The sequence below is a fragment of the Ruegeria sp. BHSB064 genome (assembly GCF_059613205.1).
In genome coordinates, this window is record NZ_JBXWSB010000015.1 from 28473 (window position 1) to 52323 (window position 23851).

A 23851-nucleotide genomic window follows, 5' to 3' on the forward strand; every position below is an offset into this window, starting at 1 on the left:
CTGACGGATGAACATCGCTCGTGGCTCAATTGATCGGCCGCTGTACACATGGCTGATCATCCTCATTGCCCTGTTTGGCGGCATCTGGGGTTTCCTGTCGCTGGGCCGGTTGGAAGACCCGGCCTTCACAATCAAAAACGCCGTTATCGCAACGCAATACCCTGGTGCTACGGCGGAACAGGTGGCGCTTGAGGTGTCAGAGCCACTGGAATCTGCCATTCAGCAGATGGGTGAAGTGGACGTTATCACCTCGGTCAACCAGCCCGGACAGTCTCTGATCGAGGTCGAGATCAAATCGACTTACGATGGAAGCGAATTGCCCGACATCTGGACCCGGCTCAGGGCCAAAGTGCGCGACGCCGCGCGTGGCCTGCCATCCGGTGTTGGCCAACCTTACGTGAATGACGGTTTTGGTGACGTGTTTGGCCTGTTCTACGCCGTCACGGCCGAAGGGTTTTCCGACGCTGAAAAGCATGAGCTGGCCACATTCCTGCGGCGCGAGCTGTTGACCGTAGACGGTGTGGCAGACGTTGAGGTGCAGGGCCTGCCGAACGAGGCAATCTTTGTCGAACCGGATCTGGCGATCTCGGTTAACCAGAACGTTCCGCTTCAGGCGATCAACGAAGCCATCGCCAATGCGGATTCGGTCAATTCCTCGGGCTCATTACGCTCGGAAAGCGGCCGGACAACTATTCTGACCGCAGAAGGCTCGGACAGTGTGTCCGCTATTGCAGGTCTTTCAGTTGGCTCGCAGGGGCAGGTGATCAACCTGTTTGACATGTCCGATGTCTATCGTGCCCGTCAGACCGACCCTGACATCATGATACGCTATAATGGGACCGAAGCCTTCACACTCGGCATCGCCGGGCTGTCCACGGAAAACATCGTTGAAGTGGGCAAACGGGTCGATGCCAAATTCGAAGACCTGAACACGGCCATTCCCTTTGGCGTTGATATTTTACCGATCTACCAGCAGCACGTGGTGGTCGAGCAGGCCTCGAACGACTTTCTTGTCAACCTCGCCATGTCCGTGGCCATCGTGGTTGCCGTACTGGGTATCTTCATGGGGTGGCGTGCCGCCATCGTAGTTGGCTCGACCCTTCTGCTCACCGTGGTCGGAACGCTCTTGTTCATGTCGCTGTTTTCGATCGAGATGGAGCGAATTTCACTCGGGGCCCTGATTATTGCCATGGGGATGTTGGTGGACAACGCCATCGTGGTGGCCGAAGGGATGCAGATCGCGATGTTGCGCGGCAAATCCTCGCGCGATGCCGCCGAAGATGTGGCGTCGAAAACCCAGATCCCGCTGCTGGGGGCCACCGTAATCGGTATCATGGCCTTTGCAGGCATCGGTCTTAGCCCCGATGCAACGGGTGAGTTCCTGTTCTCGCTGTTTGCCGTGATCGGTATTTCGTTGCTGCTGAGCTGGGTGCTGGCCATCACCGTCACGCCGTTGCTGGGCCATTACTTCTTCAAGCAGGGCAAAGAAGGTGAGATCGACGCCTATGGTGGCATCCTGTTCCGCGTATATGGTGCGACCTTGCGCTTTGCTCTGCGTTTCCGTTGGCTGGTTGTCGCGGGCCTCATCGGCGTGACGGTTGCGTGCTACGCCGGGTTTGGATTGATGAAGCAGCAGTTCTTCCCCAACTCGAACACGCCTTTGTTCTTCGTGCATTACAAGCTGCCGCAAGGCACGCCGATTGCACGTACAGCGCAGGATATGGCGGTGTTCGAGGACTGGCTGGCCGAACGTGAGGATGTCGTTTCGGTCACAACCTTCGTGGGGCAGGGTGCAACGCGATTCATGCTGACCTATTCGGCAGAAAAGCCGAACCCAAGCTATGGGCACATGATTATCCGCACCGAAAGCCTTGAGGACATACCGGCATTGCAGGCGGACCTTGAGGCGTTCGGATCTGTTCAGTTTCCCGAAGGCGAGTTTGGAACCAAACGTCTGATTTTTGGTCCCGGTGGCGGTGATCCGATCCAGGCTCGGTTCTCGGGGAGTGATCCGGTTGTGCTGCGTCAGCTTGCAGACGAGGCCGTGCAGCGCATGGCTGCCGCATCGCCGAACGCGCTGCTTGTCCATCACGACTGGCGTGAACAGGAGCTGGCGGTGCAACCGATCTATGCCACCGAACGCGCGCAAACTGCCGGCGTCACGCGTGAAGACATAGCTGCAACGCTGCAATTCTCGACCGACGGCATCACCGGTGGCGTGCTGCGCGAACGTGATCGTCAGATCCCGATCATCCTGCGCCGACCGGCCGATGGCGATTATTCGATTGTGGATCAGGTGGTTTACTCGGATCAGTCCGAGCGGTTTGTGCCGATTGAACAGATGGTTGATGGGTTCGAGTACAAGTCGCTCAATACACTTGTTCACCGCCGCGACCGTGTTCTGACGATCACCGTCGGAGCAGACATTCCGCCCGATCTGACAGCGGCGCAGGTCCATGCCGAAGTCCGCGACGCCATCGAAGCCATCGAACTGCCCCCGGGCTACAAGATGGAATGGGGCGGAGAGTTCGAGGACTCGCGCGATGCACAGGAAAGCTTGGGCAAGCAATTGCCGCTGAGCCTGCTGATCATGGTGCTGATCTCGGTCCTGCTGTTCAACGCGATCCGCCAGCCGATCATCATCTGGCTGCTGGTGCCGATGTCAGTGAACGGCGTGGTCATTGGCCTGCTGGGAACAGGGCTGCCGTTCACGTTCACCGCGCTGCTGGGTCTGCTCAGCCTGTCGGGTATGTTGATCAAGAACGGTATTGTTCTGGTCGAAGAGATTGATCTTGTGCGTGCCACCGGCAAACCCCTGCGCGAGTCTATTGTCGAAGCTTCGGTCTCTCGTTTGCGTCCCGTGATGCTGGCGGCAATCACGACCATTCTGGGTATGGCGCCGTTGCTGACAGACGCGTTCTTTGTCTCGATGGCGGTGACCATCATGGGCGGGCTGGCCTTTGCCACTATCCTGACAATGGTCGCAGCTCCTGTCTTCTACCTGCTGTTTTTCAAGCGGGATGAAAGACGCGAGGCGCAAGCAGCTTGAAGTCAAGGTGCAACCGGGTCCGGCTGAACTCCCAGACCCGGTTGCATCAAATTAATGGAACAAACGGCACATCGCAGGCGGCCAGAATTGTGAGTGCAGCGAGAACCAGAATTGTGCGCATTATTCGTACTCCTGAGTTCTGCAAAAAATGCGCGCCCGCTGATTTCAGTTCAACGGGCGCGTATCTTTATGTTCTTGAATGAGCCGATTGTAGCTCAGGCGACGTGGATCACCCCTGCAGCGACTTCACCTCTACATCCCCTTCGGCCTGCGCCTTGATCGCCAGTGCGGCGGCGTTGGCTCCGGCGGCGGTGGTGAAGTAGGGGATTTTGTCATACAGCGCGATCGAGCGGATGGCCTTGCTGTCTTCGACCGCCTGCGCGCCTTCGGTAGTGTTCATCACCAACTGCACCTGACCGTCTTTCAGCATGTCCACCACATCCGGGCGGCCTTCGTAGACCTTGTTTACAACCTCACAGGCAACGCCTTGTTCGTCCAGCCAGCTTTGCGTGCCGCGGGTCGCCACAAGCGTAAAGCCCTGGTCCACCAGAACCTGTGCCGCTTCCAGCATGGCGTTCCCTTTGTCGGTATCCTTGATGGAAATGAACGCCCGGCCCGAGGACGGCAGCACCATCCCCGCGCCCATCTGCGCCTTGAGGAAAGCGCGTGGGAAGTCGCGGTCCCAGCCCATGACTTCACCGGTCGAACGCATTTCCGGGCCCAAAATGGTGTCAACGCCAGGGAAACGAGCGAAGGGCATTACAGCCTCTTTCACCGAGAACCACGGCATATCCGGATCGGCCAGCGTCATCTGGTCGGCGATCTTGGTGTCCTGACCTTCCTTGTAGGCAGGGCGCATCGGGAAGTTGGCCAGTTTCTCGCCTGCCATGATGCGTGCGGCGATTGATGCAATTGCGCTGTCGGTCGCCTTGGCCACGAATGGCACGGTGCGTGAGGCGCGGGGGTTCACTTCGATCAGATAGATCTCATCGTCCTTGATCGCGAACTGCACGTTCATCAGGCCAACAACGTTCAACGCTTTGGCCAGCTTGAACGCCTGATCCTTGATCTGGTCAATGATCTCTGCGGACAGCGAATAGGGCGGCAGCGAGCAGGCGGAGTCGCCCGAGTGAACGCCAGCCTCTTCGATATGCTGCATGATGCCCGCGACGTGGACGTCAGTTCCATCGCACAGCGCGTCGACGTCCAGTTCCACGGCACCGGCCAGATAGCTGTCGAGCAGAACGGGGCTGTCACCCGAGACCACAACGGCCTCGTTGATATAGCGCCGCAGCTGATCCATATCGCGCACGATTTCCATTGCGCGGCCGCCCAGCACGTAGGAGGGGCGAATGACCAGCGGGAAGCCGATTTCTTCAGCGATCTCAAGCGCCTGTTCGTCGGTAGACGCGATGCCGTTCTTGGGCTGCTTCAGGCCCAGATCGTTGACCAGCGCCTGGAACCGTTCGCGGTCTTCGGCCAGGTCGATGGCGTCCGGGGTGGTTCCGAGGATCGGAATGCCTTCTGCCTCAAGCGCGTTGGCAAGTTTCAGCGGGGTCTGACCGCCGAACTGAACGATCACACCGTGCAGCGTGCCGTTTTCCTGCTCTTTCGTCAGGATTTCCATGACGTGCTCGAAGGTGAGCGGTTCGAAATATAGGCGATCCGAGGTGTCATAGTCGGTCGAAACCGTCTCGGGGTTGCAGTTGACCATGATGGTCTCGTACCCCGCTTCGGTCAGCGCAAAACAGGCGTGACAGCAGCAATAGTCGAACTCGATGCCCTGACCGATCCGGTTCGGGCCACCGCCGAGAATGACGACCTTTTTGCGGTCGCTCGGGCGTGCCTCGCATTCGACTTCACCCATCATCGGGGCCTCATAGGTCGAGTACATATAGGGCGTTTGCGCTTCGAATTCGGCGGCGCAGGTGTCGATGCGTTTGAACACGGCTGTAACACCCAGATTGCGGCGGGCGCGGCGGACGTTGTCTTCGTCACGGCCGGTCAAGTTGCCCAAGCGCGCGTCGGTGAATCCCAGCATTTTCAGCTTGCGGATACCTTCTTCGGTCATCGGCAGACCGTCTTTGCGCACCTGACGCTCGGCCTCGATGATCTCGCGGATACGGGCCAGGAACCACGGATCGAACTTGGTGACGCCAAAAATCTCGTCATCGGTCAGACCATGACGCATCGCTTGCGCAATGGTGCGCAGGCGGTCCGGCGTTTGCTGGCTGATCGCCTTAATCACAGCCGCTTTGTCGTCGGCTTCGTCCCACACGCCCACGTTCAGGCCGGGGATTTCGATCTCATCAAAGCCGGTCAAGCCGGATTCCATCGAAGCCAGCGCTTTTTGCATCGATTCGTGGATGGTGCGACCGATGGACATGGCTTCGCCGACCGATTTCATCGCGGTGGTCAGATAGGGCTCAGACCCCGGGAATTTCTCGAACGCGAATTTCGGGATCTTGGTGACGACATAGTCGATGGTCGGCTCGAAGCTGGCAGGCGTGACCTTGGTGATGTCGTTGTCCAACTCGTCCAGCGTGTAGCCCACGGCCAGCTTTGCGGCGATTTTCGCAATCGGGAAACCGGTTGCCTTGGACGCCAGTGCCGAAGACCGCGACACGCGCGGGTTCATCTCGATCACGACCATACGGCCATCATCGGGATTGATCGCCCATTGCACGTTGGATCCACCGGTCTCGACGCCGATTTCGCGCAGAACGGCAATCGAGCCGTTGCGCATGATCTGATATTCCTTGTCGGTCAGCGTCAGGGCAGGGGCGACGGTGATCGAGTCGCCGGTGTGAACGCCCATCGGATCGACGTTTTCGATGGAACAGACGATGATCGCGTTGTCGGCAGTGTCGCGCACCACCTCCATCTCGTATTCTTTCCAGCCCAGCAGGCTTTCATCGACAAGGATTTGGTTAACCGGCGAGGCATCCATGCCCGAACGACAGAAGTGGATGTAATCCTCGCGGTTATATGCCACGCCACCGCCTGTTCCACCCAATGTGAACGCCGGGCGGATGATGGCGGGCAGGCCAATCTCTTCCAACTCGTCCAGCGCCATCTGCACGCCGGCATCCAGATCAGTGGAACCGTCTTCACGTTTGGGCGCGGTTACGATGGTCGCCTTGGGGTTTTCCAGTCCCAGCCGGTCCATCGCCTCACGGAACAGGGCGCGGTCTTCGGCCATTTCGATGGCGTCGCGCTTGGCACCGATCATCTCGACACCAAACTTGTCCAACACGCCCATCTCTTCCAGTGCGAGCGACGTGTTCAGGCCGGTCTGGCCGCCCATTGTGGGGAGCAGGGCGTCGGGGCGTTCTTTCTCGATGATCTTGGCGACTACTTCGGGTGTGATCGGCTCGATATAGGTGGCATCCGCGAGACCGGGGTCCGTCATGATCGTGGCGGGGTTCGAGTTCACCAGAATGACCCGGTAGCCTTCTTCACGCAGCGCCTTACAGGCTTGAGCGCCGGAATAGTCGAACTCGCAAGCCTGACCGATAACAATGGGACCCGCCCCGATGATCATGATCGACTGAATGTCGGTTCTCTTCGGCATGGTCTGGCCCCTTCGATTTCGCATGAGTCGCGGGCACCGCCCAAGCGCCCAAATTGTCGTGCGTTATAGGGACCGCGCGAAAAGGTTCAAGGGGTATCGGAAACAGAAGCGAAATTGCCGCTTTCCCCCCTTTCCCTTGGCAGAGTATTCTCTATATCGCCCCACACGGCAAATGAGGATGCAATTGCGTATTCGTTTCGATCAGGGACCGGCCGGGCGTGGAACCCGGTTTGAACGTCCGTCTCAAATCATCCGCGCGGATGTTGCGGAAGAGGTGCCCCAGGCTCTGGCGGCGCTGGATGAGGTGCGCGCAGACGGTGCCTGGGTTGCGGGGTATGCGAGTTACGAGCTTGGTTATGCGCTGGAACCCCGGTTGCTGAACCTGTTGCCCAAGGATCGCCGCCTGCCTTTGTTGTGTTTTGGGGTTTACGGCGCACCGGATCGTGTTGCCCTACCAATGGCAGCAGGAGAGGTCAGCAATTTTGAACCCCGTTGGGACGAGGCGCGTTATACGCAGGCGTTTCAGGCCGTGCACGATGCTATCGGTGCTGGCGACATTTACCAGGCCAACCTGACCTTTCCGATTGATCTAACAGTCTCGGGCACCAGCGAAACGCTTTATGCATCACTCGCTGCAGGGCAACCGGTTGGCCACGGAGCGTTGGTGCAACAGGACGGATTGCCCGATTTGCTCAGCCGATCACCCGAACTGTTCTTTCGTACGGACGAGGCGGGCAAGATCGAAACCCGCCCGATGAAGGGCACCCAACCGCGCAGCGACGACCCGGAAGAAGACGCGCAGCGCCGGGCTTTTCTAACCACGGACGAAAAGAATCGCGCCGAGAACCTGATGATCGTTGATTTGTTGCGCAACGATATCAGCCGTGTGGCCTTGCCCGGATCTGTTCACGTGCCCGAGCTGTTCAAGGTCGAGACCTACGCCACTGTGCACCAGATGGTCTCGCTGGTGCGTGCTCAGTTGCACAAATACGTGGGGCTGGATGATATTTTGTCGGCGCTATTCCCTTGTGGCTCGATCACGGGCGCACCCAAGATTCGCGCGATGGAGATTCTGGCCGAACTGGAACCCTGGCCGCGTGACATCTATTGTGGGACTATCGGGTGGGCCGCGCCGGATGGCCGGTCCGAGTTCAATGTGGCCATTCGTACCCTGATGCTGGAGGATGATCACGCCACGTTGAACGTGGGCGGTGGTCTCGTTTGGGACAGTACCGCCCCGTCAGAATACGAGGAGGCGCTATGGAAAGCCCGCTTTGCCCGTCAAATGAGCCTGATTTCCGCCTGATCGAAACAATGGCCTTCCGGCCGGATCAGGGATTTGTGCGGCAGGACCGCCATCTGGCGCGTATGGCCCGCACGGCTCGGGTGTTCGGTCTTCCGTTCAACTTGGATGCCGCAGCTGAGGCATTGGCCGCTGCCGTGGGTGATGCGCCATTGCGCTGCAGGCTAACGCTGGATGCGAGCGGCGCATTCGAACTGACGACGGGTGCTTTGGCTGAAAACCCGCCGATCTGGCGCGTGTCCCTGTCCAAAGAAAGCCTGGCGTCAAACGACTTATGGTTGCGGCACAAGACCACCCACCGTGCGCTGTATGACAAGGCACGTGCCTCGCTGCCGGATGGTACAGACGAGCTGTTGTTCCAAAACGAACTTGGAGAGCTTTGCGAAGGCACCATCACCAACCTGTTTGTTGAAATGCCTGATGGTCGGTTTCTGACGCCTGCGCTGTCCTGCGGGTTGTTGCCGGGTATTCTACGCGAAGAGCTGCTGGATAAAGAAACAGTGACCGAGGCCGTGCTGACCCTGACCGATCTACAAAACGCGCGGACTGTGTACATGGGCAATTCATTGCGCGGGTTGATCCGGGTGGAGCTGACAGACACGTGACCAAAGACAGCACTTTGATCGGCCCGCCTGTTGCGCTGTTGCGGCTGCGGTTGGAATTCGGGCTGTTCTATATCGGACTGCCACTGCTGATTGCCGTACTCTTTCCACCCAACTGGATGTTTCCCGCGCTGTTTGCGCTGACCGGGCTGGGCATTGTTTTGCTGCATCAGACACCGGGCTTTCAATGGGCTGAACTGCGCTATGAGTGGGCCAACTGGTCGTTGCGAGAAGTATTGCTGTTCACCGCAGTAATGACCTTTTTCTGCATTGTGCTGATCCAGTTCAAGCGCCCGGATGCGGCGTTTTTCCTGGCTATTCACCGACCCGAGATGCTGGCCTTTATCTGGATCGGCTATCCGCTTTTGTCTGCCCTGCCGCAAGAACTGCTGTTCCGCCCTTTGTTCTTCCGCCGGTATCACGCGATCCTGCCAGACGGGCGCGCGGCCTATTTACTGAACGCAGCCATATTCTCGTTCGCGCATCTGATGTACTGGAGCTGGATTGTCGCCCTCATGACCTTTGCGGGCGGGTTGCTGTTCACATGGGCGTACCGGCGGCGCGGCTCGTTCTTTTATGCGGTGCTGCTGCACGCAATTGCGGGCAATATCATCTTTGCTGTCGGGCTGGGCGTCTATTTCTACTCTGGCAACGTGCAAAGGCCGTTTTGACGGGGCGACCTGCCTTGACTTTCCGGGCCTGACAGGGTGTATCGGCGCGACGAATTCTGCGCCCGAAGGGATATGATCCATGCACGCCTATCGCAGCCACACCTGCGCCGCTCTGACCGCCGCCAATGTCGGTGAAACTGTCCGCCTGTCCGGCTGGGTGCATCGGGTTCGAGATCATGGCGGCGTGCTGTTCATCGACCTGCGCGACCATTTCGGCGTGACGCAGGTTCTGTGCGACGGCGACAGTGCTGCTTTTGCCGAGTTGGAGAAAGTGCGGTCCGAATGGTGTATCCGCATCGACGGTTCCGTCAAAGCGCGCGACCCAGAACTGGTGAACCCGAAGCTGCCAACCGGTGAGATCGAAGTTTATGTGCGTGAGCTGGAAGTGCTGGGTTCCGCCGAGGAATTGCCGTTGATGGTCTTTGGCGATCAGGAATACCCGGAAGAAACCCGCCTGCGCTATCGTTATCTGGACCTGCGCCGTGAGGCGATGCAGCGTAACATGACTTTGCGGTCGGACGTTGTGGCATCCATGCGCAAACGCATGTGGGATCAGGGCTTCCGCGAGTATCAGACACCGATCATCACCGCGTCGTCGCCCGAAGGTGCGCGTGACTTCCTGGTGCCGTCGCGTTTGCATCCGGGCAAGTTCTACGCGTTGCCGCAAGCCCCACAGCAGTTCAAGCAGCTGATCATGGTGTCGGGCTTCGACAAGTATTTCCAGATCGCGCCCTGCTTCCGTGATGAAGACCCGCGCGCAGACCGCTCGCCCACCGATTTCTACCAGCTTGACCTTGAGATGTCCTTTGTCGAGCAGCAGGACGTGTTCGACACGATCCAGCCCGTTCTGACCGGCGTGTTTGAAGAATTCGGCGGTGGCCGCAAGGTCGATCAGGAGTGGCCGCAGATTTCCTACAAGGACGCGGCGTTGTGGTACGGCACCGACAAACCCGACTTGCGGAACCCTATCAAGATGCAAGTGGTCTCGGACCACTTCCGAGGGTCTGGCTTTGCGATTTTCGCAAAACTGTTGGAGCAGGACGGCACAGAAATCCGCGCCATCCCAGCGCCGACTGGCGGCAGCCGCAAATTCTGTGACCGCATGAATGCGTTCGCCCAGAAAGAGGGTCTGCCCGGCATGGGCTACATTTTCTGGCGCGATCAGGGCGAAGGCATGGAAGCCGCTGGTCCGCTGGCCAAGAACATCGGGCCTGAGCGGACCGAGGCAATCCGTCAGCAACTGGGTCTGGGCGTTGGCGATGCGGCGTTTTTCCTGGGTGGCAAACCGAAAGCTTTTGAAAAGGTCGCTGGCAAGGCGCGGGATGTGATCGGTGAAGAGCTCAACCTCACCGAAAAAGACCGCTTTGCCTTTGCCTGGATCGTGGATTTCCCGATTTATGAGCAAGACGAAGAAACCGGCGCGATCGATTTTGAACATAACCCGTTCTCGATGCCGCAAGGTGGGATGGATGCGCTGAACGGCGATCCTCTGGACGTGCGCGGATATCAGTATGACTTGGCCTGTAACGGGTATGAGCTGGTCTCGGGCGCGATCCGGAACCACAAGCCGGAAATCATGCTGAAAGCCTTTGAACTGGCGGGCTATGGTGAGGATGAGGTTAAATCCCGCTTCGGAGCTCTGTTCAACGCCTTCCACTACGGCGCACCGCCGCACGGGGGCTGTGCCGCAGGCATCGACCGGATCGTGATGCTGTTGGCGGATGAGGCCAATATCCGCGAAGTCATGATGTTCCCGATGAACCAGCGTGCTGAAGATCTGATGATGGATGCACCCTCTGATCCAACTTCGGATCAGTTGATGGAGCTTGGTCTGCGCATCATCCCTCAGGACTAAGAACAATCGCCCGCTTCAAGCGGGCGATTTTCATTTGGCGGCGGGAAACGTTCCGCGTATCAGTCCAGCGGGTTTTCCAGATGATCTCGATTGCTGCGAATGCTGCGCGCCGTCTCGCGCGTCTGACGATAAGCCCAAACGCACAGAAGCGTCGCGGTAATGAAGTAAGCCGTAACCATTTCAAATCGCTTCCCGCTGTTCCAGTCGGTTCTGCACCATCCCAGCGACTTGCGCCGCCTGAGCAGTAAGCGGTGCCCCGCTTGCGCGTGACAAAGCCAGTTTGCGCGCGGCCTCGGCCAACGGTTTGTCCCCTGCCTCCCGCGCGACGCCTTGAAGGAACTGGGCGGCATAATCCAGAGTGTGCTGATCGTTGGGTCCGGTCAGGAAATCTGCAATATGGGCCATGTCATCCTGATAGGCTAAAGGGTCCGGCTGGATGACCTCGTCCCGGATCGAATGCAACCCGCTGGGACGCCGATCTTTGGGCAGACGCTCCAGAATGGACTTCTGAAAATAAGACATTGATTTTAGCGGCTTGGCCAAAAATCCATCCGCCCCGGCAGCCAATGCCAGATCTTCGGTACCATCATCGCCTGACAGGCCCATGATGACGCTGATACGGGGCGTTGCCTCGGACAGTTCGGCAATCAGATCGGCCCCGGACCCATCTGGCAGGCCCATATCGACCAGTATGACCGAGGGGCGATAGATCTGCAGGTGTCTTCGGGCTGACTTCAGACAATCCGCGCGGCGAATACGTGCGCCGCTGTGCAAGCACATCAGTCGGATCGCTTCGCACGCATATCGGCTGTCTTCAACAACCAAAATGGTCTGACCCAGCAAAGGCCGCGTTGCGGTGGGCGTGACGGTGGTGGTGGCAAGTAGGCCCGAATCGTCCATGGCAGCTCTCCTATCCAGCAGATGCTTCACGCTAGGAACTTCTGGCTAACACGACGTTAACGCGCGATTTGGCGCACTTGTCCTTTGGCCTAACAGCCCCCATAACCCATGCAACGCAGGACATGAGGAGTGAGATATGATTGGACGTCTGAACCACGTCGCCATTGCCGTGCCGGATCTTGAAGCTGCTTCGGCGCAATATCGCAATGCGTTGGGCGCCAAGGTCGGCGCACCGCAGGACGAACCGGATCACGGCGTCACGGTTGTGTTCATTGAACTGCCCAACACCAAAATCGAGCTTCTGTATCCGTTAGGTGACGACAGTCCGATCAACGGCTTCCTGGAAAAGAACCCGTCGGGCGGCATTCATCACGTGTGCTATGAGGTTGAGGACATCATCGCTGCCCGGGACCACTTGCAAGAGACCGGCGCACGCGTTTTGGGTTCGGGCGAGCCCAAGATCGGGGCGCATGGTAAGCCGGTTTTGTTCCTGCACCCCAAGGACTTCAACGGCTGCCTTGTCGAGCTTGAACAGGTATAACCCCCCAGCACCGGAGGGCTTTAAATGACCATCACTGCCGCACTTGTACTGTTCGCCGTCATCTGGTTCCTGACGCTGCTGATCGTGCTGCCCGTTCGCATTAAAACACAAGGCGATCTGGGCGATATCGTTCCGGGCACTCATGCTGGTGCCCCGGAAGTGCATCACATGAAGAAAAAGATGTGGATCACGACCGGTATTTCCGTGGTTTTGTGGGCCATCATTGCCGGTATTATTTTATCGGGACTGATCTCGGTTCGGGATTTTGACTGGTTGAACCAACTGGAGCCCCGCTGACCCAATGTCAGGTCCGAGGGCCTGAAACTGCGTGAAAGATATGGGTGAAAGTGGCCGCACCGATTACCGGAATCACCAGGTTCACCAACGGTACCGAAAGCGGTATCGCCATTAAGGTGCCCGCGACCCAAATCGTTGTTGAGTGCTTGGCCCGCAATTGGCGAGCGCCTTCTCGTCCTACCCGGCGCATGGCGGCCAGGGTAAAGTATTCTCTGCCCAAGAGGAAACCGTTCATTGCCCAGAAGATAAAGGGTGCCAGCGGGGTGAAAATCGCATAGAGGATCAACGCCAGCAAGTTGGCGACAATCAACACGCCCAGAAAACTGAGACTGTCCATCAGCGCTTCGGACACTGGTATGCGCCGCGCAGGTTCCAAGGTTGGAAAATGTTTGTCCTCAACCGCTTGGGCGACCTCATCCAGAAAGATCGATGTGATGGCTGATGCCACCGGAACCATCAGGAAAACAGGTAGAATCAGGACCAGAACGATCCCTGAATAATTCAGAACATCGTTCAGCCACGGTACAGCACCGATGAAGGGCAGAGAAATCTCACTGCCCGACAACCAGTTGATCAACCAGATTGCCAAGGCACAGGCAACGATCAGAAGCAGGATCGTCAAACCCACGCCACGCAGCAAAACCCCCCGGAATTTCGGGTCTCCGATCTGGCCAAGTGCGCTGAAAAAGGCGTTCAAGATGATCATTCGCTGACCCATTCCGTCAACGACGCCACGTCTGGCCTTGGCCGCTCGGGCGGGGTCGATCCTTCGGTCGCGATATGGATCAAACCGGCCAGGCGTTCGTTGTCTGCCAATCCAAACGCTTTAGCGCAGAACTCGCTGTCATGTGATTGCCAGCCTGACAGCCAGTTTGCGCCCCAACCTGCCGCCAGTGCAGCATTCAGCAGGGCAAGACAGACTGCACCTGCGGAATAGGTTTGCTCTATCGCGGGGATCTTTTCTGACGGTTTTTGCACTTCGATTACTGCTACCGCCAAGTGCCCCATATCAAATTGGCTGCGCGCTTTGGCGATGTCCTCGGGGCTTTTTCCCAGTTTTTGACCACAGGCTTCGGTCAAAGCCGCCAAACGCGGCATCGCGCCTTTTTCCAACACAATGAAGCGCCAAGGCTCTAATTTGCCATGATCGGGGCTGCGCGCAGCAGCGGTGAGCAAAGGCATCAATTCGTCCCGTGTCGGGGCCGGTGCAATCAATGTCTTGGCGGGCCGGGACCGACGCGACTGCAAAAACTCCAGAGCGGCGGGGCTTTTCAGGGACATATGTTAACTTCCTTTACATCACGACTCTGTATCTTGGTCGGCAACTCGCCCGTTTCAAGGGTGTGCCGATACATTGCGTGGATCATTTTCATTCCGACGCTTGTCATGCAAGACTTTGAAGGAAAAGGGATGACAATGGCCAAAGCCAAACTTCGCGACATGCCCGATCTCAGCGCGCTGGCAACAGCCGGGGTGGTGTTGAGCGTGAAGGTGACACCAAAGGCGTCACGGGATCGAGTGATCTTTGAAGAAGATCAGATCAAAGTGTTCGTGACGGCCCCACCCGAGAACGGCAAGGCCAATCAGGCGGTTTTGACGTTGCTCGCCAAATGTCTTGGTGTGGCACCCTCAACGTTGACATTGAAACAGGGGCAGACTGCGCGGAACAAGGTGTTTCTCTATGACCCCTGAGGTCCGGTTTCGCGAATCTGATAGACGCCCTCGGGCAGGTCCAGCGCGGCGGCCAGATCCCGTACCTGTTCCGGTGACAACGTGATCTTCTGAACCTGTTCAGTGCGTGGGTCCATCTGCTCCAGCGTGACGCATTCGGCGAAATTATTGATCACAACATCTTCCTGCAAAGGTTTTTCACCTTCGTCCACAAGTGTAATGACCGTCGAGTCGAATTCATGCTCAATCGAAAACATGCGCCCACAGTGCAAGTCGTCGAGGCGCAATGCAAGCCGTTCCTTGCCATAGGCGCAGTGGCATCAGCTGACGGGGCGTACTATGTTGAAATGGCGGTCCGATTGGCCCAAAGGATGTATCATGCACAGATGCTTTGTTTTAATGCTGTCCCTGCTGTTGTCGGCCTGTGCACAAGGTACCATCAGCGTGCAATCGCCCGGGGATTGGCTGGAAGATGCGCCGGGTGGCGAACCGACGGTGCAAACCTTTCAACAGGTTAGCCAGGCTGTTGGGGCGGAAGCACGAAAACAATGTCTCAAACAACCCAGACGCCAGAATTGCGAGTTTCGGATTCTGGTTGATCTGAACCCGCGGGCACCGGCAAACGCGTATCAGACTTTGGATGAAAACGGGCAGCCGGTGATCATTTTCTCGCGGTCGATGATCCGGTCTGCGCAAAACGCAGATGAACTTGCATTTGTTATGGGCCACGAAGCGGCCCACCACGTGTTGGGGCACATTGCCCGGCAAAGCGAAAACGCCAGCGCCAGCGCAGCAGAGTTCGGGAGACGAGAGCAGTTGCGCGGCGGTGATGCCGCCGCCATAGAAGAGGCGCAAAAGCTGGGGGCCAAGGTAGGTGTTCAAGCTTACCTGAAAGATTTCGAGCTGGAGGCAGACCAGTTGGGTACGATCATTACCTACAATGCCGGATACGACCCGTTGGTTGGTGCGAAGTTTTTTGACCGAATCCCGGATCCCGGCGACAAGTTTTTGGGAACGCACCCCCCGAATGAGCAGCGCGTTCAGATCGTGCTTGAAACTGCGGCACAGTTGGGTCTGACACAGTGAGCGGCCTTGTGCGCCTTGGAGTGATCCTGACGGATCGCGGCTCGAAATATGCGGTGTCCGGGGCGACGGTTGCTTCGCGGGCCGAAATCGACAGCGTTTTGAATGATCTGAAATCGGACAAAAGCTATGCAAAGGCGACCCACAACACGTGGGCTGCGACTCTGCCGACCGGTGCGCTTAAGGCGGATGACGGCGAAAGCGGGGCGGGTATGGTGATCTTGCGCATGATTGAACGGGCAGAATTGCAGAACCACGTGATCATCGTCACCCGATGGTATGGCGGCAAGAAACTGGGCGGTGATCGGTTTCGCCGTGTTCAGGATGCGACCCGCGCTTATCTGGATCACATCGGCGTCCAATCTTGACCTGTGTCAATGTTTGAAGGTGCAAATTCGCTACCCTTTTGCCAAAGCGCGATAGGGAAAGGAAAACACCATGCCCACCCGAGAGACCCTGCGACTGCACGCCGGTTTGGTGGACGATATGGCCAGCATGCTGGACATCGATCTTGAAGAAGCGGCCATTGGCGGATCGGTTTCCGTGGATCAGATTTCCGAGGCAGTTCTAAGGTGCACTGACTGCCCGAACCCACAACACTGTCAAACCCTGTTGAGCCAGGCGGCAACCGCACAGCGGACGCCTGAGTATTGCCGAAACCAGGAATTACTCCATAGATTAATGCCTTAACCTAAAGGTCAGCCATGCCACGTCTAGGCAACATCATGACCCATTTGCGGCTTGTGCTGCGGATGGGGCAAGCCACCGGCACCGATCTGGCCGGGGCATACCGCAGGGGTCACCTGAATCACGAAGAATGGGCCGAGATCGTGCAACAATGCCGGGGTTGTGCCTGGGCTCACGACTGTCCGGAATGGCTTGAGCAGCGGGGCCAGATCGATGAGGCTCCAAGCAACTGCCCCAATCGAGAGCGATTCGCGGCGCTTAAGGCGCAACAGTTGGAGAACGTGTAATGGCACAGATCCCGCTGGGCGAAATAGAAAAGCACTTCTGGCTGACGCGGTCTGTGTCACGATGCATGGGCATTTCATTGACCGAGGCGATGGCGGGTGGTCGTCTGTCACCAGACGGCTATGCGGAACTTGTCACGCGGTGTCGGGCTTCAAATTGTGACGGCCAATGTGCCTTGTGGCTGGCCGAACAGCAGATGCTGGCCGACAAGGCCCCGGACTTCTGCGCAAATGCCGAGACCTTGAATGGTTTGAAAACCTGATCACAGGTTATTGTGGCTGCCATCGCACAAAGGTTGCTTCGCGCTGTGTTTGCACGCGCAAAAAAAGACCTTTTTACTGGCATCTGCCGTATATTTCATTGGTTCAAAGGCGCTGCCTTTGTGGGACCCGTCGCAAAACGGCTGTCTGGCAGATTTTCCACATGAGCACCAAAAATAGGTTTTCCCTTCGACAACCTCGACCGGAATCGGTGATTTCTGGGCAATGTTTGGTGCGTCTGACATGTGGCTTCTCCGTCTTTGGCTGATGTCGTGACAACAGTGTAGAGCAGCGCGGCTAAAAAGGTAGCTTCCAAGCTGTAAATGCCCTTGTCCAAAGCTAAAACCGGCATGGAATCGCTTTGACTCACAAAGACGTGATCGATTCAGTTGCCAGATCGAAGCTCAGCCCGTATTCTGGATACGGCCCCGAAAAGTTGGGCAATATCAGAAAAGTAATAGAGGATTGACGGACATGAAACTGAAACTCGCTGCCGTTGGCGCATTTGCCCTTATTCTGACTGCCTGCGCGCAGCAGGAAGAACCAACACCTGTTTTCGTTCAGCCCAGCTATGACAAAGCCGGCACGCCCAGCTGCCCGGGTGGTTATGAACTGGCGACAACCGAAGCAGGCCAGACCGTCTGTAACCCGGTTACTCAGTAAGCTTTTTGCAGGCGGTCCACGACCGGACCGCCTGCACCATTGCACGATGGACAGCCGCCTTTGAGGCGGTTTTTTCTTTCTGGTACTCAGTGCGCACCGCTCAGCGGTTCAGTATTTCTTGAAACCGTATTTGTGCTTGAAACTGAACGAATTGAACTTGTGCCGTTTGAACTGCCTGTAAGGCACATGTCCGATCACGCGCCGTTTCGGAGGGTGAAAGCGATATGTATTGAGGTGCTTTTTATGGTGCACCTGCGGCCGTTTGGATTGTGCCTTGGATTTTGGCGCAAGATAATATCGCTTGATCCTGATGTGGCCAGTCTTGTGAAAGCCAAGCTGCTTATCGCTGACCAAGATCAATCCGTTTGGACCGCCCGACGCCGTTTGCGCGGAAGAGGGCGCTACAAGACATAACATGGCAATCAGAAACACCACGCCGTTCAGGCCAAGTTTGACGTATCCAGACATGAAACCCTCCGCGTATGGATTTCAGTCTAAAATTGCGTCTTTTTGTGCGGTCGACCAATAAACTCGCTTCACGCTTTGCCCATTTGTGGTGAAATGGGCAGGCGAAACAGTGTTATGCGAGCTTGCCCCAAAGATCGTATTCTCCGGCTTCGTCCACCTCAACTGTAACGATGTCGCCTGGATTAAGAGCTTCGAACCCGTCATCGATGAACAGGTTGCCGTCAATCTCGGGCGCGTCCGCTTTGGTGCGGCAGGTGGCGGCTTCGTCATCGACCTCATCCACGATGACCAGCAAGGTCTGGCCGACCTTTGCCGCCAGTTTGGCTTCGGAAATCGCTTGGGCTTTTTCCATGAAACGATCCCAGCGCTCTTGCTTGACCTCGGCCGGGACGTGATCGGGCAGGTCGTTCGACCGCGCGCCATCCACGTTTTCGTACTGAAAGCAGCCGACACGATCCAGTTGCGCTTCGTCCATCCAGTCCAGCAGTGTCTGGAACTCGGCCTCGGTCTCACCCGGATAACCGACAATAAAGGTCGACCGCAGGGTGATGTCCGGGCAGATGTCACGCCAGGCCCGGATTTCGTCCAGCGTTTTGGCCGCAGCGGCCGGGCGGGCCATACGTTTCAAAACGTCGGGGTGGGCGTGCTGGAAGGGAATATCCAGATAGGGCAGCACATTGCATCCGGCGTCCGCCATCAGTGGGATCAGCTCGCGCACATGCGGGTAGGGGTAGACATAGTGCAGGCGCACCCACGCCTCCAACTGTCCTAACTCCCGCGCCAGATCGGTGATATGGCTGCGCACCTCACGGTCTTTCCACGGGTTCACATCATATTTCCGGTCCAGCCCATAGGCCGAGGTATCTTGCGAGATCACCAGTAACTCGCGCACGCCGTTATCGACCAGCTTTTCCGCCTCTCGCAGAACCGCATGGGCCGGTCGGCTGGCCAGTTTCCCGCGCATATCCGGGATGATGCAGAACTTGCATTTGTGATTACAGCCTTCCGAGATCTTCAGATAGCTGTAGTGCCGCGGGGTCAATTGCACGCTGCTGGCGGGCAGCAGATCGACAAACGGATCGGGTGAGGGGGGGACGGCGACGTGTACCGCATCCAAGACCTGTTCATACTGATGCGGTCCAGTGACGGCCATGATGCGCGGGTGATGTTCCCGGATGTAATCCGGTTCTGCACCCAGGCAGCCGGTTACTATGACCTTGCCGTTTTCAACCAAAGCCTCTCCGATTGCGTCCAGCGATTCTGCCTTGGCGCTGTCTAGAAACCCGCAGGTGTTCACAATGACGGCATCGGCCCCGGCATAATCGGGCGAAATGCCGTATCCTTCAGCGCGAAGCCGGGTCAGGATGCGTTCGCTATCGACCAACGCCTTGGGGCAACCCAGCGACACCATGCCGATGGTCGGCTGGTTGGAACGGGGCGTCTCGGTGATCCGGGCGGCGGGCGCCAGGTCGGGGCGGAGGTTTGGCGGGTTTGTTGTCATGGCGCGGCATATAGTGGGGAACGCTTCCCCTTGCAAATGTGACGTGTGATTTGAATGATCATGGCAAAGAAAAGCCAAATGGCGGAGAGCAGATCATGAAGTGGCTGATGCGCATCCTATTTGTTGTCGTGGCTGTGGTTGGGCTGGTTATCGGCGCGCTTTTGCTGATGCCGGGCGACAAGCTGGGCGCGATCCTGGCCGAGCAGGTAAAGGCGCAAACCGGGCGTGATCTGACATTGAGCGGTGATGTGCGCCTGTCCTTCTGGCCCGTGCTGGGAATGGAAACCGGCCCGGTACGGTTCGGCAATGCAAGCTGGGCAGGGTCCGAGCCAATGCTGAGTGCAGACAGTCTTGCCGTCGGAGTGGACGCTGCTGCGCTGTGGAATGGAGATCTGCGAATCAAACGTGTGTTCGCTGAAAACCCGACATTGCGGCTGGAGCGATCAGAGGGTCGGGCGAACTGGGAGTTTGGTGCCCCGACGTCTGCCCCAGCTACCGATACGTCTGGAACCCCAGTGCCTGCCGAAACAACGGGTGAGGTCACGCTGGACCAACTGGAGCTGACAAACGCTCAGCTGATTTACGTCGAGAACGGTGTCACACAGATGGACTTTTCAGGTGTGACATTGGCCGCAAGCTGGCCCGAGGTCACATCCCCCATGATCATGCAAGCCACAATGGCCGTGCCCGGTGGTGCCGTTGAAGTAGACTTGAAAATCCCGGACCTGCCTGCCTTTTCCAATGGTGACGTCACGGCGCTGGAACTGGCTTTGACTGCGCCGGGGGGTGAGATAGGTTTCGACGGGCGGGTCAATCTGGCCGGTGAAATGGACGGCACCACCAGGGTCGAAGCTCGGGACAGCGAAAAGATGTTTGCGGCTTTTGGTCAGGCCGGTGTGCATATCCCGCCGGGTTTGGGCGGCAAGGCGAATATCGCCGCCCATATGACCTATACGCAGGACGGGCGCATTTCGTTGCGGGATATGACCGCTCAACTGGATGACAACCGTTTCCTGGGCGAGGCGGATATCACCATTTCGGACCCACCACACATCGTAGCAAGGTTGGATGCGGGTGATCTGGATCTCTCGCGGATCTCTGAAACGGCATCAGCACCGAGCGGTGCCTCTCAGCCAAGTACCTCTGCAGTGGACGGGTGGTCGCAAGAACCAATTGATGCCTCTGCTCTGGCGCTGGCGAATGGTAAAATCCGCCTGACGGCGAACTCAATCGCTGTGCCGGGAATGGAATTTGGCAAAAGTGATCTGACCCTGTCTCTGGATCGCTCTCGGGCGGTGCTGGAAATGCATCCGGCCACATTGTTTGCAGGTCAGTTGAACGGGCAGGTGGTCGCCAACAATCGCAATGGCCTGTCTGTCGGCGGCAAAATCTCGGCCAGCGGGATCGATCTGAAACAGGCGTTGACCACGCTGGCTGACGTTGAACGTTTGTCGGGCACTGCTGCGGGCAGTCTGGAGTTTCTGGGCGTTGGCCAGACAGAGGATCAGATCATGCGCTCGCTCAGCGGCAAGGGAAATCTGGATGTCGGGTCAGGAGTGATTTCCGGTTTCGATCTGGACCGTCTGATGGGTCGGGGGACCGGATCGGGTGGAACGACCGTATTCAACAGCCTGACGGGCAGCTTCACGATGGATCAGGGCGTGCTGACCAACAATGATCTGCTCATGTCGCTGGAAAACTTCCGTGCGGATGGCACGGGAACCGTAGGGCTAGGCGCGCGCGATATTGACTATCTTTTCACACCCGTGGCGCTGCGGGCCAACTCTGGTGAGGGCATATCGGTTCCGGTGCGCATCGTCGGTCCGTGGAGCAATCCGTCAATCAAACCGGATCTGACCAAAGTCATCGAGGCAGCGGCCGACGTGAAGGTCAAGGAGCTGGAAGACGACGCCAAGCAAAAGGTTTTTGAGAAGGTCGGAAACGAGTTGGATACGACGATCACTGACAGCGACCAAATCGAAGACGCGCTGAAGAAAAAGCTGGAAGACGAGGCAAAAAAAGGTCTGCTCAAGCTGTTCGGCGGCAACTGAGCGCGGCGCTTGGGGCGAAGATACGCCCCAAGCCTTTACGGTCAGATGGTCTGGTCGTAGTCGCCAACACCGGGCTCCGTGCGGATCACAGCGTCGATATCGGCAAAGATCGCGCGCATCTCAGCCTCGCTTTCGCTGCTTTCGCAGACGACGACCAAATTCGGGGTGTTGGACGAAGCCCGAACCAGCCCCCAACTGCCGTTGTCCAGAATGACACGCGCGCCGTTGACGGTGACAACCTCTTTGATCGGACGGCCCGCAAAGGTTTCGCCAGCCTCACCTTTGGCGACCAGCTTGTCGACCAAACGCTGAAGGATATCGTATTTCTCGGTATCCGCGGCATAGGGTGACATTGTGGGTGTGGACCAGGTTTTGGGCAGCGCCTTGCGCAGGTCCGACATGCTTTGGTCCGGGTTGCGGTCCATCAGTTTGCAGATCTCGACCGCCACGCGCATACCGCAGTCATAGCCGCGCCCGACAGGTTCGGCCAGGAAGTAGTGTCCGGATTTTTCGAACCCGGCCAAAGCGCCAATTTCCTTGACGCGCCGTTTCATGTGGCTATGGCCGGTCTTCCAGTAATCCGCTTTGACATCCAGCGCCTGCAATTCAGGATCGCTGGCAAACAAGCCGGTGGATTTTACGTCCGCGACAAAAGTTGATCCGGGATACAGCTTGGCCAGATCGCGGGCCATGATCACACCCACCTTGTCGGCGAAAATCTCTTCGCCTTCGTCATCGACCACGCCGCAGCGGTCTCCGTCCCCGTCAAATCCAAGCGCCAGATCAGCGCCACTGGATTTCACCGTAGCGGCCATGTCATGCAACATCTCCATCGCTTCGGGGTTCGGATTGTAGTTGGGGAAGGTATAATCCAGCCGGTTGTGGCTGGGCACGACTTCAACCCCGATCCGCTCGAAAATCTCGGGCGCAAAGGCCGAAGCGGTGCCGTTGCCAGTGGCACAGACCACTTTCAACGGGCGGGACATTTTGAAATCACCGACGAGGTCATCGATGTAAGCTTCCTTCACGCCTTCGACGAATTCGTATGATCCGCCGTCGTGCCGTTGACCTTCACCGTTCAGCACGATGTCACGCAACTCTGACATCTCGTCCGGGCCGTGGGTCAGTGGGCGCTCAAAGCCCATTTTCACGCCGGTCCAACCGTTGGGATTGTGGCTGGCCGTGACCATTGCAACGGCGGGCACATCCAGATGAAACTGCGCGAAATAAGCCATCGGGCTTAGCGCGGGGCCAATATCTTTCACGCGGATTCCGGCCTGCATCAGACCAAGGATCAACGCGTTTTTGATTGCCAGCGAATAGTCGCGATAGTCGTTGCCGACGGCAATCATGGGCTCAATCCCGCGCCTGCGCATCTGGGTGCCCAGACCCAGTCCAAGCGCGGTCATGCCGGGCAGGTTGATCTCTTCTGGGTATTTCCAGCGCGCGTCATACTCGCGAAACCCGGTGGGTTTGATCATCGCGTCGCGTAGAAAGCTCCAGGTGTTGGGGGTCACCTCGGGGAGGGGTTTGGTCATAACAGGTCTCAATCGTTAAATCTGAATAGGATTCGCTTTGGCCAGCGCATCAAAACGCATCAATGTGTCAACAAGTTGGGGCATTTGGTCCAGTGGGATCATGTTCGGGCCGTCAGAAGGCGCTGTGTCAGGTTCTTGATGCGTTTCAATAAAAACTGCGCCAATTCCCAATGAAACAGCCGCCCGGGCCATCACGGGCGCGAACTCGCGCTGTCCGCCGGACGAACCACCTTTGCCACCGGGTTGTTGGACTGAATGGGTCGCATCCATAACAACCGGATAGCCGGTTTTTGCCATTTGGGGCAGGCCGCGCATGTCAGCGACCAAAGTGTTGTATCCAAAAGATGTGCCACGTTCGGTCAGCAGGATGTTCTGGTTTCCCGTGCTTTCAACCTTGTCGACGATATTCGTCATCTCCCAAGGGGCCAGGAATTGACCTTTCTTGACGTTGACGGCCTTGCCGGTATTGCCAGCGGCCAGCAGCATGTCTGTCTGTCGGCACAGAAAGGCAGGGATTTGCAGAACATCCACAGCTTCGGCTGCGAGGGCGCATTGTGCCTCGGTATGGACATCGGTCAGGACCGGGATGCCCATCGTTTTGCGAATGTCATCCAGAACCTGCAGGCCCGCATCGATTCCCATGCCACGCTTGCCCGACAGCGATGTCCGGTTCGCTTTGTCATAAGACGCCTTGAACACATATTGCGCACCGGCTGCGTCGCAGGCTTCTTTCATCTTGCCCGCAATCATTTGCGCATGGTCTGCTGTTTCCAGCTGGCAGGGGCCAGCGATGACAGTCAGCGGAAGGTCGTTGCCGACCGTCAGGTCGGAGATTTTTACATGTTTCATGGG

General features: G+C 57.7%; 25 protein-coding genes. 15 read left to right on the plus strand and 10 right to left on the minus strand.

The window, feature by feature from the left end; all coding sequences use genetic code 11:
• Window positions 1-7 precede the first annotated feature (7 nt).
• A complete protein-coding gene (locus AC2FNU_RS05730; RefSeq protein WP_496785894.1) occupies window positions 8-3049 on the plus strand; it encodes an efflux RND transporter permease subunit in 3042 nt (1013 codons plus the stop codon).
• A 229-nt stretch (window positions 3050-3278) separates the two neighbouring features.
• Here AC2FNU_RS05730 and carB read toward each other — a convergent pair whose 3' ends face one another.
• The gene (carB, locus tag AC2FNU_RS05735; protein ID WP_496785899.1) at window positions 3279-6623 is read right to left on the minus strand and encodes a carbamoyl-phosphate synthase large subunit; all 3345 of its coding nucleotides are present in this window, start codon (window positions 6621-6623) and stop codon (window positions 3279-3281) included.
• A 178-nt stretch (window positions 6624-6801) separates the two neighbouring features.
• Here carB and AC2FNU_RS05740 point away from each other — a divergent pair, with 178 nt between their 5' ends.
• The 4 genes from AC2FNU_RS05740 (at window position 6802) to aspS (ending at window position 11054) form a co-directional block, all read left to right on the plus strand.
• Entirely contained in the window at window positions 6802-7929 is a 1128-nt protein-coding gene (locus AC2FNU_RS05740; protein ID WP_496785974.1) for an aminodeoxychorismate synthase component I, read from the plus strand.
• A complete protein-coding gene (locus AC2FNU_RS05745; protein ID WP_496785902.1) occupies window positions 7884-8531 on the plus strand; it encodes an aminotransferase class IV family protein in 648 nt (215 codons plus the stop codon). Before AC2FNU_RS05740 ends, AC2FNU_RS05745 begins: the two co-directional genes overlap by 46 nt.
• On the plus strand, window positions 8528-9199 hold the full coding sequence (locus AC2FNU_RS05750) for a CPBP family intramembrane glutamic endopeptidase (RefSeq protein WP_496785906.1): 672 nt from the start codon (window positions 8528-8530) through the stop codon (window positions 9197-9199). Before AC2FNU_RS05745 ends, AC2FNU_RS05750 begins: the two co-directional genes overlap by 4 nt.
• A gap of 79 nt (window positions 9200-9278) precedes the next feature.
• Window positions 9279-11054, plus strand: coding sequence for an aspartate--tRNA ligase (gene aspS / locus AC2FNU_RS05755; RefSeq protein ID WP_496785908.1), 1776 nt, complete (start codon window positions 9279-9281; stop codon window positions 11052-11054).
• A gap of 180 nt (window positions 11055-11234) precedes the next feature.
• Here aspS and AC2FNU_RS05760 read toward each other — a convergent pair whose 3' ends face one another.
• Window positions 11235-11954, minus strand: a complete 720-nt coding sequence (locus AC2FNU_RS05760) for a response regulator (RefSeq protein ID WP_496785910.1) — start codon at window positions 11952-11954, stop codon at window positions 11235-11237.
• A gap of 136 nt (window positions 11955-12090) precedes the next feature.
• On the opposite strand from AC2FNU_RS05760, the gene mce reads away from it, so the two are divergent.
• On the plus strand, window positions 12091-12495 hold the full coding sequence (gene mce, locus AC2FNU_RS05765; RefSeq protein WP_496785913.1) for a methylmalonyl-CoA epimerase: 405 nt from the start codon (window positions 12091-12093) through the stop codon (window positions 12493-12495).
• A gap of 24 nt (window positions 12496-12519) precedes the next feature.
• Window positions 12520-12792, plus strand: a complete 273-nt coding sequence (locus AC2FNU_RS05770) for a DUF1467 family protein (protein WP_171091626.1) — start codon at window positions 12520-12522, stop codon at window positions 12790-12792.
• A 7-nt stretch (window positions 12793-12799) separates the two neighbouring features.
• Here AC2FNU_RS05770 and AC2FNU_RS05775 read toward each other — a convergent pair whose 3' ends face one another.
• Together AC2FNU_RS05775 and AC2FNU_RS05780 are read right to left on the minus strand one after the other, a co-directional pair.
• Complete coding sequence (locus AC2FNU_RS05775; RefSeq protein WP_496785917.1) at window positions 12800-13498, minus strand: EI24 domain-containing protein; 699 nt, start codon at window positions 13496-13498, stop codon at window positions 12800-12802.
• The gene (locus AC2FNU_RS05780) at window positions 13495-14073 is read right to left on the minus strand and encodes a nitroreductase family protein (RefSeq protein WP_496785920.1); all 579 of its coding nucleotides are present in this window, start codon (window positions 14071-14073) and stop codon (window positions 13495-13497) included. Before AC2FNU_RS05780 ends, AC2FNU_RS05775 begins: the two co-directional genes overlap by 4 nt.
• Before the next feature lie 135 nt (window positions 14074-14208).
• Between AC2FNU_RS05780 and AC2FNU_RS05785 the strand changes: the two genes are divergently transcribed.
• Window positions 14209-14484, plus strand: coding sequence for a DUF167 domain-containing protein (locus tag AC2FNU_RS05785; RefSeq protein WP_496785922.1), 276 nt, complete (start codon window positions 14209-14211; stop codon window positions 14482-14484).
• Here the strand turns inward: AC2FNU_RS05785 and AC2FNU_RS05790 are convergent.
• Window positions 14472-14720, minus strand: coding sequence for a DUF8831 family protein (locus tag AC2FNU_RS05790; protein WP_496785924.1), 249 nt, complete (start codon window positions 14718-14720; stop codon window positions 14472-14474). The two genes, AC2FNU_RS05785 and AC2FNU_RS05790, sit on opposite strands and share 13 nt — an antisense overlap.
• Window positions 14721-14841: 121 nt before the next feature.
• Between AC2FNU_RS05790 and AC2FNU_RS05795 the strand changes: the two genes are divergently transcribed.
• The 5 genes from AC2FNU_RS05795 to AC2FNU_RS05815 all read left to right on the plus strand — a co-directional run bounded on the left by AC2FNU_RS05795 (window position 14842) and on the right by AC2FNU_RS05815 (window position 16780).
• On the plus strand, window positions 14842-15549 hold the full coding sequence (locus tag AC2FNU_RS05795; protein ID WP_496785926.1) for a M48 family metalloprotease: 708 nt from the start codon (window positions 14842-14844) through the stop codon (window positions 15547-15549).
• A complete protein-coding gene (locus AC2FNU_RS05800; protein WP_496785928.1) occupies window positions 15546-15914 on the plus strand; it encodes a YigZ family protein in 369 nt (122 codons plus the stop codon). The genes AC2FNU_RS05795 and AC2FNU_RS05800 overlap by 4 nt, the downstream gene beginning before the upstream one ends.
• 70 nt (window positions 15915-15984) lie before the next feature.
• Window positions 15985-16236 carry a DUF6455 family protein gene (locus AC2FNU_RS05805; protein WP_496785930.1) on the plus strand — a complete coding sequence of 84 codons (252 nt, stop codon included), beginning with the start codon at window positions 15985-15987 and terminating at the stop codon, window positions 16234-16236.
• A gap of 14 nt (window positions 16237-16250) precedes the next feature.
• The gene (locus AC2FNU_RS05810; RefSeq protein WP_496785932.1) at window positions 16251-16520 is read left to right on the plus strand and encodes a DUF6455 family protein; all 270 of its coding nucleotides are present in this window, start codon (window positions 16251-16253) and stop codon (window positions 16518-16520) included.
• Window positions 16520-16780, plus strand: coding sequence for a DUF6455 family protein (locus AC2FNU_RS05815; protein ID WP_496785933.1), 261 nt, complete (start codon window positions 16520-16522; stop codon window positions 16778-16780). Before AC2FNU_RS05810 ends, AC2FNU_RS05815 begins: the two co-directional genes overlap by 1 nt.
• On the opposite strand, the gene AC2FNU_RS05820 is transcribed toward AC2FNU_RS05815, so the two are convergent.
• Window positions 16781-17023, minus strand: coding sequence for a CDGSH iron-sulfur domain-containing protein (locus tag AC2FNU_RS05820; RefSeq protein ID WP_496785935.1), 243 nt, complete (start codon window positions 17021-17023; stop codon window positions 16781-16783).
• 229 nt (window positions 17024-17252) lie between these two features.
• Between AC2FNU_RS05820 and AC2FNU_RS05825 the strand changes: the two genes are divergently transcribed.
• The gene (locus AC2FNU_RS05825) at window positions 17253-17441 is read left to right on the plus strand and encodes a hypothetical protein (RefSeq protein WP_480479723.1); all 189 of its coding nucleotides are present in this window, start codon (window positions 17253-17255) and stop codon (window positions 17439-17441) included.
• 108 nt (window positions 17442-17549) lie between these two features.
• Here the strand turns inward: AC2FNU_RS05825 and AC2FNU_RS05830 are convergent, their stop codons facing one another.
• Both AC2FNU_RS05830 and rimO read right to left on the minus strand, forming a co-directional pair.
• Window positions 17550-17909 (minus strand): hypothetical protein, encoded by a 360-nt coding sequence (locus AC2FNU_RS05830; protein ID WP_496785939.1) that lies wholly within the window; start codon window positions 17907-17909, stop codon window positions 17550-17552.
• A gap of 112 nt (window positions 17910-18021) precedes the next feature.
• Window positions 18022-19410 carry a 30S ribosomal protein S12 methylthiotransferase RimO gene (rimO, locus tag AC2FNU_RS05835; RefSeq protein ID WP_496785942.1) on the minus strand — a complete coding sequence of 463 codons (1389 nt, stop codon included), beginning with the start codon at window positions 19408-19410 and terminating at the stop codon, window positions 18022-18024.
• 95 nt (window positions 19411-19505) lie between these two features.
• Between rimO and AC2FNU_RS05840 the strand changes: the two genes are divergently transcribed.
• Window positions 19506-21461, plus strand: a complete 1956-nt coding sequence (locus AC2FNU_RS05840) for an AsmA family protein (RefSeq protein WP_496785944.1) — start codon at window positions 19506-19508, stop codon at window positions 21459-21461.
• A 41-nt stretch (window positions 21462-21502) separates the two neighbouring features.
• On the opposite strand, the gene AC2FNU_RS05845 is transcribed toward AC2FNU_RS05840, so the two are convergent.
• Window positions 21503-22999 carry a phosphomannomutase/phosphoglucomutase gene (locus AC2FNU_RS05845; RefSeq protein ID WP_496785951.1) on the minus strand — a complete coding sequence of 499 codons (1497 nt, stop codon included), beginning with the start codon at window positions 22997-22999 and terminating at the stop codon, window positions 21503-21505.
• Window positions 23000-23014: 15 nt separating this feature from the next.
• Complete coding sequence (kdsA, locus tag AC2FNU_RS05850) at window positions 23015-23848, minus strand: 3-deoxy-8-phosphooctulonate synthase (RefSeq protein ID WP_496785956.1); 834 nt, start codon at window positions 23846-23848, stop codon at window positions 23015-23017.
• Window positions 23849-23851 lie beyond the last annotated feature (3 nt).